Source organism: Candidatus Seongchinamella marina (genome assembly GCF_026262685.1).
In the GTDB taxonomy this organism is placed as follows: domain Bacteria; phylum Pseudomonadota; class Gammaproteobacteria; order Pseudomonadales; family Halieaceae; genus Halioglobus; species Halioglobus marinus.
Genome location: NZ_SHNP01000003.1, coordinates 28578 through 42847, shown reverse-complemented (window position 1 = coordinate 42847; position 14270 = coordinate 28578). Strand labels below are relative to the sequence as shown.

Annotated in this window: 9 protein-coding genes; 2 read left to right on the top strand and 7 right to left on the bottom strand. The window is 52.1% G+C overall.

Features of this window, described 5'->3' with window-relative positions:
- Positions 1–32 precede the first annotated feature (32 nt).
- Positions 33–1892: a tetratricopeptide repeat-containing sulfotransferase family protein gene (locus EYC87_RS08570; RefSeq protein ID WP_279252513.1), complete on the bottom strand. Its 1860-nt coding sequence runs from the start codon at positions 1890–1892 to the stop codon at positions 33–35.
- 64 nt (positions 1893–1956) lie between these two features.
- Here EYC87_RS08570 and EYC87_RS08565 point away from each other — a divergent pair, with 64 nt between their 5' ends.
- A complete protein-coding gene (locus EYC87_RS08565; protein ID WP_279252512.1) occupies positions 1957–2673 on the top strand; it encodes a 2OG-Fe(II) oxygenase in 717 nt (238 codons plus the stop codon).
- On the opposite strand, the gene EYC87_RS08560 is transcribed toward EYC87_RS08565, so the two are convergent.
- The 5 genes from EYC87_RS08560 to EYC87_RS08540 form a co-directional block, all read right to left on the bottom strand.
- Entirely contained in the window at positions 2674–4506 is a 1833-nt protein-coding gene (locus EYC87_RS08560; RefSeq protein ID WP_279252511.1) for a tetratricopeptide repeat protein, read from the bottom strand.
- A 71-nt stretch (positions 4507–4577) separates the two neighbouring features.
- Entirely contained in the window at positions 4578–7427 is a 2850-nt protein-coding gene (locus EYC87_RS08555) for a TonB-dependent receptor plug domain-containing protein (protein ID WP_279252510.1), read from the bottom strand.
- 348 nt (positions 7428–7775) lie between these two features.
- Complete coding sequence (locus tag EYC87_RS08550; protein ID WP_279252509.1) at positions 7776–8480, bottom strand: 2OG-Fe(II) oxygenase; 705 nt, start codon at positions 8478–8480, stop codon at positions 7776–7778.
- 36 nt (positions 8481–8516) lie between these two features.
- Complete coding sequence (locus EYC87_RS08545) at positions 8517–9698, bottom strand: aspartyl/asparaginyl beta-hydroxylase domain-containing protein (RefSeq protein ID WP_279252508.1); 1182 nt, start codon at positions 9696–9698, stop codon at positions 8517–8519.
- A 204-nt stretch (positions 9699–9902) separates the two neighbouring features.
- Entirely contained in the window at positions 9903–10421 is a 519-nt protein-coding gene (locus tag EYC87_RS08540) for a hypothetical protein (protein WP_279252507.1), read from the bottom strand.
- Between the two features lie 343 nt (positions 10422–10764).
- On the opposite strand from EYC87_RS08540, the gene EYC87_RS08535 reads away from it, so the two are divergent.
- Positions 10765–11118, top strand: a complete 354-nt coding sequence (locus tag EYC87_RS08535; RefSeq protein ID WP_279252506.1) for a UrcA family protein — start codon at positions 10765–10767, stop codon at positions 11116–11118.
- 145 nt (positions 11119–11263) lie between these two features.
- Here EYC87_RS08535 and EYC87_RS08530 read toward each other — a convergent pair whose 3' ends face one another.
- Entirely contained in the window at positions 11264–14236 is a 2973-nt protein-coding gene (locus EYC87_RS08530) for a TonB-dependent receptor (protein WP_279252505.1), read from the bottom strand.
- Positions 14237–14270 lie beyond the last annotated feature (34 nt).

The window sequence follows — 14270 nt, the reverse complement described above, 5'->3', positions numbered from 1 at the left end:
TTGCTCCAGACTGCTCATTCAGCGTTGAAACATCAGCGCTCAAGGCAACCCTGTTCGGCTAGCGCAGCAAAAAACTCGGGCATAACTTCTGCGTAACGTTGCCATCGCCCGACTGCAGTGTTGGATATAGAGCTTCTGACCTGCAATTCGCTGAAAGTAAAACTGGGGTTATCTTGAAGGTCTGAAATGAGGCACTCAGGATGCCAGGGCAGCTGACAAAAATCAGCTAAGGCTTTGCTGGCCTCCTCAGGATTGTCGACAAAATCTGCAAAGTTCTGGTCTTTGACTTTAGTAGGGTCAAGCTCCACCCAATAATCCATAAGACCTTGAGCCTGACACCAGGCATGACCCAAGGTGATTGCGTCACAGGCATAGTTATGCCCTTCCGGAAAGGGGCGTTGGTATATCGAAAGGCAGTTGTCACGTGGCTCACGCCGCATTTGAATGACACGAGCGTGTGGAAACATTCCCAGAATGAGCCCGACGTGCTGAAAATTATGAGGCATTTTGTCGGTGAATATGTTGTTGGCTCCAGGAGAAAGTGCAATGTAACGCGAGGCCAAGTCTTGCCATTGTGACGGCGACAGGCCCTCGGGTTCGGGCAAACGACCAGTCATTACATCTCGTTGATATTGTGCTGCGATAAATGTGAGCGCCTCGTTCTCACCTCCAGGAGTGACGCCTGCAAGCCTGGAAATCACTTTTTCGATGAGCGTAGTACCAGAGCGTGGCATGCCAACAATAAAAATAGGGCGATATTGAGAGACGCACGCTTCTTTAAGCTGCGTTCTATGCTGCCGCTTAAGCCTTTCAGTTCGAGTCGATTCAGCGTCAATGTCGTAAGTTCTGCTACTGTCAGCAAGAGCGCGCATTTGTAGCGCATTCGCTTGGTTGAATGCCTGCGCGGCGGCGGTAAGATCACCCAGGCGATCCTGCCCTGCGGCAACAGCGTAGAGCATTAATGTGCGATAGTAAGGTGTGGCTGCGCTCGTTTCGTCGGCGAGCTCTAGGGATAATGCTGCCACGGAATCTTCAAGGTCAGTGTCATTAGCAGACTCAATTCGCAGTGACCAGGCCTGGCCGTGGTCGGGTTGATAGCCAAGAGCAGCCACAGCGTTCACTTGAGCGCTTTGCATGTCCCCACTGAGCCGATCCAGGCGTCCACGCAGCACGTGATAGTCAGCGCCTGTAATCCCTGCTTCCCTCGCCAAGCGCAGTTGTCTATCGCTGTTACTGGTATCACGGGCAATCAGGTAAAGATCGGCAAAGCGCAGATAATCCTGCGCCGTCGGTTCAATGAGGGTCATGTATTGCTGATAGCTGGCAATTGCCAGGGGATAATCGCGCAGCTTGCCTGCAGCAAGCGATAGCTCCACGGCGATGTCGGGATTATCGTTGTTTGACTCGGCTAAAGTTCGTAAAAGCGCGACAGCGCGATCCCAGTCACCCAGTGCCCCCATCGCTCTACCAATTAGAATCGTTGTTGATAACTGAGATGGTGTGCAACTACGCAGTAAGTCCAGGGCTGCGCGAGGCTGTCTCAGATCCAGCAGTAACTTGCCGATAACATTGGCAAAATGCTCATCCCCGGATGCTAGTTTAGCGCTGTGCAGGGCATGTACGGTTGCAGCTTGTAACTGACCGCTTCGCTGCAGGGCCAGAGCTAGGTTCAGGCTTATGTCTGCGGCATCAGGCTCTATTTTCGCCGCTTGCAGCAGTAGGTCTGCAGCGTGCGTGTGTTTCCCGCGCTGCATTGCAAGCGTCCCCAGTCCAAACAGGGCACTTGCGTTGGTTGATTCTTCGCGAAGTAGTTGTCGATACAACTGTTCCGCATTCAACAGATCACCGCGTCTATGTGCAGACTCGGCCTTTTGTAACAGGTCGGAAGACATGGGAGAAGATGATACATTAGGAATCGATAGCAGACATCGCAAATACAGCTAAAAAGGAGGCTCAATGAGGCTTGCAGCCAATGCCGTGAATTGGGCTGGGCGATTTTCCCAGCGTGGAAGAATTCAGGTGCCTGGTCTCTTTGATGATGCCAGTGCCGAACAGCTCCATCGCTGTCTGGTCAATCAAGATCAATGGAACCTAGCCTTCAATCGCCGTGGAGAGCATGTGGATATCGGTTCAGACAGTGTATCCATTTGGACCGAAGCTCAGAGCCGGCAATTTGAAGAAATGATTTATGCCGGTGCTAAAGAAGGATTTCAGTACCGTTACAAGGCCGTGCCGATTTACGACGTTTACCATGATGGTTCTTTGCCAGGGCATTTCTTTAATACCTTGTTTGAGTTTCTTAATAGCGATGCATTTCTTAATTTTGGTCGCCAGCTACTGGGTCGACCGGAGATAGGTTTCTGTGATGCTCAGGCGACTTGCTTTGAGGCCGGTCACTTCCTCACCACTCATGATGACGATATCGGTGGTAAAAACCGAGTAGCTGCCTATGTCATAAGTATGACTAAAAACTGGAACCCGAATTGGGGTGGTGCCCTGCAGTTTTTTAATGAGCAAGGTAATATCGAAGAGGGTTTTTTACCCGCATTTAACACCTTGAACGTGTTTCAAATACCACAGAGTCATGCCGTAGAGTTTGTAACGCCTTTCGCATCGGGCCCGCGCCTGTCAATCACAGGATGGTTTCGAACCGGTAAAGATCCCCGAAGTTGATTAAGGCTGTTTTTTTATCGGTATTACGTCAAACGGTGCCGTCAGTCTGAAGTCGTCTTCCGCGCAATCGAAGTCGAATGTGCCGTGCCAGGCGTAGGAGGGAAATAGCGCAAGTTGACCCGGCAGTGGATGGATCACTCTTTCGACGATCTCTCTGTTTCCTAAATCCAGAGGGCTTTCACCAAACTTAATACAGCCGGCCGTACTGTCTTGATTGCCCATACTGGAGGGCAAATGAATATAACAAGCGGAGCTGATCCAGCCCTCAGGGTGAACATGATTGACATGATAGCCATTGCTGCGCAGCTTTACTGACCAAGAACCAGAAAATTCAAACGCCGATGACTTCCGCGAAAATAAAGGGTGATCAGTATCATTGGGCATCCGACTTATGTAGTCCTTCACCGCCTCTGACAACGCAGAGCGATAGAGCTGAATCACTGGATCCGATTTGTGCAGCAGCCGTCCAGGTGTTTGGGTGCCTTCAACCAGGGTCTGTCGCATAGGCGCGGCTTGAGTGCTATGCATGTTTAACAATACGCTTTGTAAGTGCTGTAAAAAGTCAGTCAGCGAGCGGTAACCTGATGGCGTTGGCAGGGTGCTTACCTGAACATCTCTATTGTAATCAATCAGCCACTGGTAGCGCTCATCTCCGAGAAGCCGCCAGGCTGTTCCAGTTAATGCCCAGTTAAGCTGATTGTTTGGTTGAATGACTAGCAGCGAATCCAGCAGAGGCAAAGCTGCGTCATAGTCGGCTTTGATCAGCATTAACTTAACAAGGTCTTGAGTGACCTCGGTGGATGGGGCCAGCTTTAGAGACGCCTCAAAGTTTTGCCTTGCCTGTACATAGTCACCGTCGTTGGCATATAGCTCGCCAGAGGCACGCAATAGCTCAGGCGTTTGTGTGGTGTGCATTGTTCGATCAACAAGGTCCCGCGCTTCATCATAGCGCCGACTATTGATTAAGAGCCGCACTAGGGAATGACGAAGAGCCATGTCCTGGGGTCGCTCTTTCAAAGCGATTTCATAGGAGCTTAAATAGCTGTCTGTTTTTCCCAACTGCCACTTAAGTTCACTCAGGGTCTCGTGCGCCAGTACATAGCCCGATTCCTTGTGAATCGCGTTTTCAAAGCAGTTTTCTGCTGTCTGGTAATCCTTAAGTTCGAATGCAACATTGCCCAAACTGACATCTATCTCAGCAACATCAGGCGCAATTGCGGCTGCCCTTTCGAAACAGATGCGTGCCTGTTCCAGTTCTTCAGTAAGCTTGTAACAAAGTCCCAGATTGTGAATCGCATTGACGTAACTTGGATTAATTTGTAATGCGGCCTGGTAACAGGGTACTGCCTTCTGGAACAGCTCCTGTTCGCGATAGACATTACCTAACGCGGTGAGCATGGGCGCCTTTTGAGTAGACAGGTCAACTGCGCGCTGTAAAAAAGTTATGGCGTTTGACAGGTCACCAGTTGATTGCAGCAATAATCCAAGGTTTTTAAAGGCGTCGAGATAATTTGGATTGAGTGTGATCGCGTCGCGATAGTGCTGCTCTGCACGCTCGGTTTGCCCAATGGCTTTGTAGCTGTTAGCGAGGTTATTGTGTACTTCAGGCTGTTGACGGTGGGCCTTCAGTGATGCTCGCATTGCCTCTATCGCTGCATCATGTAATTCCATATCCGCCTTTGCGAGTCCCTTCAAGTGAAGAAAATTTGCATCGGCTGGTCGCTGTCGCAAGTGTTCCTGAATTTTTTTCAGAGCAAGCTTTGGATTACTTTGAACTAGCTTGGAAAGCTGTTGAAGCAGTGCCTGGTAGCGTACACGAGGGTCAGTTGGCATTAGCCTGAATCCGGGACAAAAAAAACGGCGGGCCTGAGCCCGCCGTTTTAGTTTAGCAGTTTAAGCGCTGATTAGAACTTGTAAGCTGCACTAACGAAGTAACGCGGTCCAAACAACGAATAAGTTGATGGGAACGTGTTTGCTTGCTCCTGCGAGTCTCCGAGCTTAGTAGGCTCAGTATCGAGGACGTTTTCAGCACCGAAGCTGAGGTTGAGGCCCCGCTCGAAAGCGTAGGCAACAGTCAGGTCCAGGTAGTACTCGTCGCCGATAGTCGGAGCAGCAAGCTCGCCTTTAGCAACGCCGCCATTCTCGATCTGGTCATCATCGGTCTCACCGATGTAACGCAGCAGACCAGAGAACGTCCAGCCACCAGACTGCCAAGTGGCACGGGTGTTCCACTGGATTTCAGGCAGTGGTGAGCCACAGGTGTTACCGAAGTTGCCGGCACAAACGTCTACACGATCACCCAGTTCTGCAACCGGAGTAACATCGAACTCGTCCAGCCAGGTGCTGTTGAAGTTGATGCCCAGTGTAGAACCGTTGCCGCCGAAGCCGAAGCCGAAGTCGGTGGAGTAGTAAAGGTTAAAGTCGACACCAGAAGTCTCGATTTTACCGATGTTGGCGTTAAGAACGTCAACTCGATCCACGTTGCCATCCGCGCGGCGATTAATCGCTGTGCAGAAGTCGGAGCCAGCGTTCTGAACCACGTTGTAACAAAGGTCCAAAACGTTAGTTACGCTGCCACCAAGAACGGAGATCGCGTCTTCAACTTCGATGTCGTAGTAGTCAACCGTGATATCCAGGCTGTCCAGAGGCTGCCAAACAAATCCTACTGTGTAGGTGTTTGAAGTCTCTTCTTCCAGATCGGGGTTACCGCCGAAGCGTCCTTCAATCTGGCTGTTTGCCTGGGTGAATTTACCAACATCAGCAGGATTCACGCCGCTGGCGACACAAAGGCCGACATCGGTAACACCGGGTTGGAAACCACCAACACTACAAGGGTCGTCTGCACCCGGGAAGCCATTTGACTGGCCCAGGAACAATTCAGATACGTTTGGTGCACGAACCGCTTCCTGATAACCAAAGCGCAACTTGAAGCTTTCCAATGGCGACCAGTTAACTGCCGTGGCGAACGAATTCACACGATCGTCAAGGTTGCTGTAGTCGGAAGTACGAGCAGCACCCCACAGTGTGAGGTCCTCAGCGAAAGGCTTGTCTGACAGTAGAGGGATAGAGACTTCAGCGAAGAACTCAGAAGCTTTGTAGCGTCCTGCTGTCGCTTCACCGGCGTTAAAGCCCAGTACGTCGCCAGAGGCCAGGAAAGTATCCGGGCGGTAAGAAGACTCGTCTGAGCGATGCTCGTAGCCCAATACAACAGCCACAGGGTAATCGGCAGAAGGAATAGTCCAAAGGTCACCGAATACACTGGCTGAAAGAACCTCTTGGCTGATGCTGGTTACGTTGGTCGCGCCGATGTTGACGAAGTCAACAGCCGCTTGACTGATGTTGCCTGCACCGAAAATGTTCATGGGAACACAACCGCCAGAAGGATCCTGACACGCTGTACCAGCATCGTTGGTGGCAACCGCTTGAATGAATCGCGAGGCTGACACGTCATTGTTCAACGAGTTGGACTGGTCCAGGTTTGAGTAGCTGTAGTAAGCATCGTACGACCAATTGTCGCTGATGTCGCCATCAGCACCGACCAGAACGCGGAATGCATCCCGCACGTCAATAGACTGGCGTGAGCCGTTCTCAACCATACGACGACCAATAAAGCCCAGGGCATTGTCGTCACCATTAACTACACCGTCACCGTTAGTATCGGTGCGGATGGTGTCGAGCGCGCGCTGTGCTTCAGTTGAGAAGAAGGCGCTGTCTGGGTTGATTTCAACCGTAGTAAACGCTGGAGTAGGTGCCAATTCCTGAGGAACTTTGTTGTAGGAATAAGCGAACTCACCGTAGGCGCGTACTTTTTCGTTCACGTCGTAGTGAGAGAAGGCGCTGATCAGGTAGCGTTCCTGCGGCAACTGCAAGAAGTTGTCTGGCGCGTAGTTAAAGCGGCTATCTGGCTCAACCCAGGGAAGCGCTTCGCCATTGGGTCCGAATGTACCCAGCGAATTACCGGTAACTGGATCAGTGGGGTTGTCGAACAAACGAGTGCCCGGAACACCTGAAGAGCCACCAGGCGACAGGATTGGTCTGCCGTTGGCATCGGTGTTCTCTGTAAGGGCTACGTTAGAGAACTTGCGATCGCCCTGGAACAATGCTTCACGCTTACTGTAAGAAGCGTAGATAACAGCGTTACCACGACCTTCGGCGAAGTTACCGCCCATCGTGATATCGATGTTGTATTTCTCAGCGTCGCTGTCAGAGGTCATGTCATACAGACCGGTGATTTCAACACCTTCGAAATCGTCGATCATGTTGAAGTTAACAACACCTGCAATCGCATCGGAACCGTATACGGCAGACGCACCACCAGTAACCACGTCAACGCGTTTGATGAGCGTGCCGGGGATGGTGTTAAGGTCAACAACGCCAGACTGAGTTGCTGGAATCCAGCGACGGCCGTTAACCAGCACCAGTGTGCGGGACGTACCCAAGCCGCGAAGGTCGACACGTGCCGTGCCGTCACCGGGGTTGTTAGAGCTGGGTCCGAAACTGGGGAGCGTGGAGGGCAGCTCTGCCAATTTCTGTTCGACGTTAATGGTGCCTGAAAGTGCAAATTCTTCGGCGCCAATGGTCGTGTAAGGGCTTACCGCTTCTAGATCCGGACGCTTGATCCGGGAACCGGTAATGACCACTTCTTCGATCATTTCCTCTTGTGCCGTTGCCAGCTGCGCTACGGGCATGGCTGCAGTTACTGCACCAGCACCAATAGCGAGTCTGACCGCGGAAGTCAGCTTATTAGTCTTCATAATTACCCCTGTAGTAATTGCGAACATTATGTAATTTAAAAGTTGATGACCAGACCCAGCCTGACTGCGGCCTTATTTAATCTGGATGTGTCGGATATGAGACGTTTGGCGAGTGTGTGCCCTCAAAGGCAAAAGTGTGAAAATTCACACTTTTCGCGCACGGTCTGCACTTCCTGGGGGATTCGGTGTCTCTGCACCTTTTTTCCCGACCCAGAGACTACCGAAACGAGGGTCGAAAGATAAGTTTAAACGCACCCTGTTGTGGCATATTGTGGCATATTCACAGTCCGGGAGCCTCAAAAACAGCAAATGACTAATTTTTTACCGGATTACTGAGAATTGGGCCCTTTAACCGGTGTGAAACCAGCCAGTCATCGATAGCCTGGGTTCTCTAGCAAAGGGCGTTACGTAGGTCACCGAATGGATATGACGGACATCGAACAGCGCCAAGCTATTGAATTGAGGCGCCCAGGCGTCACGTGGAGTGCCGTCTTCCTCAAAAAACTGCAATAAGCCCCCCCAGTCCGGGTGCCAACTTTTGCTGAAGTTAAACACGTAGGCAACACGCCTTTGCTCGCCAGCGGGATCATCTCTGTGCCGGGTAAGGAAATTTCCCGGTGTGTATTGGGTAGCATGACCATCGGCGCCGACCAAGCCAGCCTCGCCGGTGACTGATCGCACGAAATTTAGCATGTCATCGCTATTGAGGTAATCAAATAGCGTTTGCAGCGGTTCAAGCGCGGGGATGTTTTTTGCGCGTCCATCTGTCAACCGATAGCCTCCGTAGAGGAACCCAACTCCCTCGCCTGCCTGGCGCACCAGTTGTTCTTGCAATTGCCGTTTCACAGTGTCGCTCATTGCTGCCATTTCGCTGGCGGTAAACGTACGGTTCTGACCCTGCACAGACATCAGCTGTTCAAACGGTATCAAGCTGTAGTAAAGACCCTGCAATTGCTGTGCAAGCTCTGGCTGTAAGACATCGGGAATTCGAATTCGCTGATCGGCGCTATACTTTTGCGCCAGTTCTTCAGTATTTAGAGAAGATGAAAGCATTTTTTTTCTTGGTCATTGGGTTGATGAAACACACTATCACAGTGGCAGCTGTCGCGCCGCCAACCAGCGGGCCCTGGCGGTAAAGCTGCGCTGAATGGCATCACATTCCCCTTTGCTGAGGTCAGGGTGCCATATTGAAAAGATGAGTACCACCCGTTGCTCCCCGCCAGGGTTTATCGCCTCATGGATATAACTGTCGTCAAACGCCAATATGCGCCCTGGTACCCATTGCCGTCGTTGGCCGGCCACGGTTAATGAGCACCCGGGCGGGACAATAAGAGGAAGGTGGATCGTCAGGCTGTGATTAGAAAGGCCAAAGTGGGGCTTAATGTGCTGCCCGGGCTTCAAAACGGAGAAAAAAACCTCATAAGGAAGACTGTCCATGCCATAAAGCGGCACCTGCTCGAGTGCAGCGAGTGTGACTGGAAAATATTGAGCAACCTTACTCTGCAACTTTCCCTCTCGGTACAAGTCAAGTGCGGTCCAATTGAGCGAGCCTTGCAACTCGGCAAATTGCCGCCCCAGCTTCATTTCGACACCCAAATAAGGCCTGCAGAAGGCATGCAAGCTGTTCTGTGCATCGCTAAACTCTTTTACTATGTCGCTACTGAGTGCTTCGAGGTGCTCAACCCAGCGAAGGCCTTGAAGGTCATGCCAGGGGCGGGCGGTTAATTCGGGAATGTAAAAAAGAGAGGGGCGTTGCTGGTCAGCTTGGTAATTGAAGGGCGTGTCGGTAGTTTGAGGCCAGATGGCTCCTGTTATTTTGTGAGATGGCGTTGTGGTGTTGCTCGAATCACGGTGTAGTTGGGAAAAATGTTTTCTGAGGGCCGTTGCAGCGGCGACGAGTCGCTCCCCCGTGGGGTCATTGCGATGCGGTGGGTTTAGCAGCGCGGGTTCGAGGTCTGAACCCAATGACCACACCTCGATCGCCTCATCCCGTCGGCCCATCTGCTGCAAGCAAAACCCCGAGTATAAATAGGTCAGAGGGTTTTGGGGTGCCAGACTAATGGAGCAAAGGTGCGCAGCCAGCGCCTTTTCCGCAGTACCCAGCTGCTCTTCAACCGAGCCCAGTCGGTGCTGGATCTCGGCGTCATCCGGGCATAGCCTGCCCAGGTTTCTCATCAATTCGAGACATTGCTCATCGTCACTGTGAGCGATTGCGCTCTCTAATTGCGCCTCCAGCGACTCTTGCTGAGCTTTTTTCCCATTCAACGACACGGGTTATCTTTGATTGCTGTTGAGCATGCGGCTGGTCACAGGTCACTTTCCGAAAATTTGTATATCTGGATTTTCACAACATATTGGACGATATAAGGCCTTAAAAAGAGATTTTATTTACACATTGATCGTTTTTTTGGCTTATTTTGAGTATAAAAACGCCACTTTAAGTTTTAGGCGAGGTGGCCTCAGGACGGTTTACTGTTATTTGCGTCGTCTAATCCGGATTTTTCCTTCTCTTCCGTCGATACGCAAAATATAGCCGATGCCGTCGTTAGTCACTATCGCCCCAAAATCACACCCCTGAAAAGCCAAGCGCTGTCGGTCAACCTGCTTCCAAACCTGGCCATTCTCGAGCTTGAAGTACCAAATCCCATCTATGTCTTTTTGGCAGAGAACAACGCGAGTCTTCATCTGTTGCTCGGCTTCTTGTTCCGCGGCTGACTTTGTCTCGAATTCGTACCCGCCCATCGTATCCTTGTCATTGCTGCTCTTCACCTCGGCACTGGAGGCGGTCGCAGAAGCAACTTCAGCAGTACTTCCTTGCTCGGCATGGGTTACCCGCCGGCCTAATGACTCGTAGCATTCAACGCGGTCTTCGCGATTTTCGATCCCTGCACAGTGTTTCAACTCTGCGACGATTGAATCGGAATTTTCGGCCGCTATGTCGGCAGTAAAGCTGACGGAGAACAGAAGGCAAAGAAGCGTAGTAATTGATCGCATTATGTTTATAGAACCTTGCTCAGAACAAGCCAAGGAGTATACCAGCGAGAGTGCCTTAGCGGCGAACCCGTTCGGTTTGACTTGAGATCAGTAGCCGTTTCGCCTCCATCCGTCCGGGTGCTCAACCCTATTTTCTCGATGTCTCCTGCTTATTAACGATGAGATTGAAACAGCTCATCGACAAAAAGCCTCAACTTATCCCTATAGGTCTTCGGTTGAGCGAAACTGACTATTTTCAGTGTAATTCTTACCCTATCTTCTTTCTCAAGGGCAGGCGTCGTAGGAAGCCGCCTGTTTTAAAAAAGGCAATTATGCCGTCGACTTAAGAGTAGGGAGAACCATTATGAAAAACGCTAGAGTGAATAAGCTGTTTTCTGCCGCAGTGATCGCGGTTGTCGTAGGTACCGTAACGAGCGTGAGCGCCGCGTCATACGATGAAACTTACGTTACAACGAGCGCGGAAGGCCTGCGTCAGGTTACCGTGTCCTATGCTGACCTGGATCTGAAAACTGATCGCGGCCAGGAAACACTTTATTACCGGATGGCCCGGGCGGCAGATACAGTTTGTGGATCACGTAATCCCAGCAAAGCTGGCGGAGCTCGCCAGGTCTCTCAAAATAAGGCCTGTTTCAAGCGCGCTATGGGCCAGGGCCTTGCACAAACCTCAACATCGCAGGTTGTCACAATCAGTAACTGAGCGATGTAGCAAGCCAGAAGCGGCGGCATGAATGCGCTGCGTCTGGATCTTCAATTGCCTCACTATCCCGGCTTAGGCCGCTTAGTGAGGCCGCAGGCACTGCAGCGCAAGGTAGAAAATATCGGTTTCGAATTGGACAGCTTAACTAGAAACGTTGGCTCAAGCGGGTATACCAGAATCGCCCCTTCAGCTCGTGGGTCCTGCCATCGATATTGTCGTTGAAAGCTGATACTGCCAGTGGCGCTTCTTCATCGAGTAGATTGTCAATTCCCAACGTGAGGCGCAGCCCGTCCAACACGTCAAAAGTGTGGCTCAGCTGCAAGTCATGCAATACCCAGCTATTGATACCCCGCGTGCGCTGGGTGCCCGGCACCAATTCTGTGATTGCATCGACGTAATGTAACTGCCAGCTCCCTCGCCATCGCTCTTGGCTCCACCGAAGGCCCAGCTGGGCCTTCCATTCTGGAATGCTTCCGGGGCCTTCAGAGGCTTCGTCCCTGAAGGTGCCTGCGAGGTCTCGACGCGGCGCGTCGCTATCTAACCTTGTTTGATAACTTTCTATCCAGGTAGCGCCTCCTACCACGCTGATCTGTCCCCAGCTTTTGCGCGGGTAATGATAAGTCAGTGCTAGATCTGCGCCGGAAATTGAGCGCTCGCCAATGTTAATATTATTGGCTTGCACTAGCGTCAGATTGCCCAACTCATCTCTTTCAATATTGTCATCAAACGCGCCGGCCCTCGCATTTTGGTTGAGGATAAATTGCGCGCTGGAAGCAACCACATCTTCCTGATCAATCTGAAAGTAGTCCAGAGAAAAAGCCAGGCCAGGTGCTGCCGTCGGCGTCCACACGACCCCGGCGCTATAGCTGTCTGAGGTTTCGGGCTCGAGTAGTTCGTTGCCACCTTTGACGGTGAGAAATTGGTTGCGAGTCGCGTCAGCAAGCAGGCTACAGCCCTGAAGCACGCCAATATTCGCAGCCTGGGTGCAGGGGTCTTCGAGTAGGTCCTGGCTTTCTGTGTCCCCCGCATAAAGCTCATTCAGGCTGGGAGCTCTAAAGCCCTGGGCATAGTTGGCACGCAAGAGAAACTCAGGGTTTACCTGCCAGCGAACGCTGGTTTTAGGATTGGAGGTGCCACCAAAATCACTGTAGTGAGAGAAGCGCAAAGCTGCTTCAAGGTCTATTCTGGATAGCCCATTGGAGCTTTGCCACAGCGGCAGCAGCGTCTCGAGATAAAGTTCATAAACCGTTCGCTCTCCCTTTGTTGCTTCGAAGTTGGTAGCACCTATGGTGCTGGTGTTCTCCAGCAATGCCGAGGGTTTTTTTTTGGTGGACTCGTCCCGACCTTCTAGACCAAAAGCAATTTCAACGTTACCGGCCTCAAGTGAAGCGATCGCGCTGCTGAAATTCAGGCTGACAGTAGACAGGCGAGAGTAACCGCTCACGTCTCCCCGGGCGGAGATATAATTGATTTGATCTTGGGAAATGCTCCCTGCCGGACCAATCAGGTTAACCGGCGTGCAGCCATCAATCGCCGAGCCCTGGCACTGCGAAGATGGCCCGATCGCTCGCCTCAAGCGGTCAGCATTGACTAAATTGTAGCGAGTTTCACTGGCGTCGCTGCGGCTATAGCTATAGCCAATATCCCAGTTCCAGTCTTTAAACAAACCCTCAATGACGGCGCTAAACCGCGAAACCTGCGATTCATTGCGCTGCCGCCGATCAGGCAGTTCAACTAGCCGTCTGCGCACATCGCTGAGCTGAGCACCAAAGGTATTGTAAGCACTGTCAGCGGCGACAAAGAGAGGCTCTTGTTCAAACGCCGTGAAGATAGGCGTTGGAGCAAGCGTTGCTTGCGCATCAGTCTCCAAGTAGCTCGCCTCCAAAAAGCCGGTGACGCGCTCGCTGAAATCGTAGCTGGCGTTGGTATAAATGCTACTCCGCCGCAGCGGCACCACTGCCGTAGTGAAGTCCTGGTAGTTGAACAAGTCTTCGTTTGTAGCCGGTCGATAGTTTCTCTGTCGCTCGGCGATTACGGTCTGGCCGTCAGGCAAACCAACGCGAGCATTGGGCGTAGCGCTGGAGCGTCTATCGGTGCCACCTTGCGACCGAGTGTCCGCATTGCGTGAAACATTGCGATCCCTGCTGTTGATCGCGCCCTGTTCGTAGTGCGATGCGCTAATGAAAAAAGAGCCTTCGCGCAATCCTGTCCCGTATTGAAGCGTATAGTTCCTGGTATCCAGGTCGCCCTTGCCAGTTTCACCATAGAACGCTTCGGCGAGAAAGCCGTGGAAGTCGCGCTTCATGATAATGTTGACCACGCCGGCGATCGCGTCCGAGCCGTAGATGGCACTGGCGCCATCCTTGAGGATTTCGATACGCTCTACCGCCGCCGGTGCGATGCTATTGAGGTCTACCGAGCTTCCGGCGAGCCCGTCGTTAGCGACCCTTCGGCCATTAACTAAAACCAGAGTGTTGGTGGCAGGAAGGCCACGGAGTGTGACTGTGGCTGTGCCATTCCCTCCGTTTGAAATTGCGGTGCTAAGCGCGTTGCCTGATACCGCGGGCACAAATTTGAGTAAGTCGCCAAGCGTTTGAGCGCCGCTTAACTCAATATCAGGCGATGAGAGAATATCGACAGGAGCGCCTCCGGTATAGCCGTTTCGGCGTATCCTGGAGCCTGTGACGGGTGCACCGTAGACCCAGGTTTCTTCCAGCCCGGGGGTGTAGATCGGATATTCCGCCACCATTTGCTCTGGCGTAATGCACGCGCTACTTTTTGGTCCACAGGTTTTCGCGTACACCGTTATGACGCGCTCGTCGACCAGCGTCCACTCCAGGTTGTTACCCGAGAGCAACACATCCAGGGCTTCTGCTGTAGTTGCCGTGCCCACCAACTCGTTAGCGGGAAGGTCTCTGATGAGGCGATCTGAAAAAACAATGGGCTGACCGCTTTGCTGACTCAGCTGAATGAGTGCGCTGGAGAGCCTCGGGGCCTTAATGGTGAAGTGAACAGTTTCTTCTTGCTCACTTAAAACCACATTTACAGTGAGCAGGGAAAATAGAGCAGCAAGGAAGACGCCGCGCCACTTTGGGCGCGCGCCAGGCGGTCTTGCCAAGCTGTGTCCATGAGCAGCTATTGCTATCACCCTG

Excerpts from the sequence above, each read along its gene's own strand:
- EYC87_RS08550 (WP_279252509.1), bottom strand. The coding sequence starts at position 8,480 with ATGCTTTCATCTTCTCTAAATACTGAAGAACTGGCGCAAAAGTATAGC.
- EYC87_RS08535 (WP_279252506.1), top strand. The coding sequence starts at position 10,765 with ATGAAAAACGCTAGAGTGAATAAGCTGTTTTCTGCCGCAGTGATCGCG.
- EYC87_RS08540 (WP_279252507.1), bottom strand. The coding sequence starts at position 10,421 with ATGCGATCAATTACTACGCTTCTTTGCCTTCTGTTCTCCGTCAGCTTT.
- EYC87_RS08570 (WP_279252513.1), bottom strand. The coding sequence starts at position 1,892 with ATGTCTTCCGACCTGTTACAAAAGGCCGAGTCTGCACATAGACGCGGT.
- EYC87_RS08555 (WP_279252510.1), bottom strand. The coding sequence starts at position 7,427 with ATGAAGACTAATAAGCTGACTTCCGCGGTCAGACTCGCTATTGGTGCT.
- EYC87_RS08565 (WP_279252512.1), top strand. The coding sequence starts at position 1,957 with ATGAGGCTTGCAGCCAATGCCGTGAATTGGGCTGGGCGATTTTCCCAG.
- EYC87_RS08560 (WP_279252511.1), bottom strand. The coding sequence starts at position 4,506 with ATGCCAACTGACCCTCGTGTACGCTACCAGGCACTGCTTCAACAGCTT.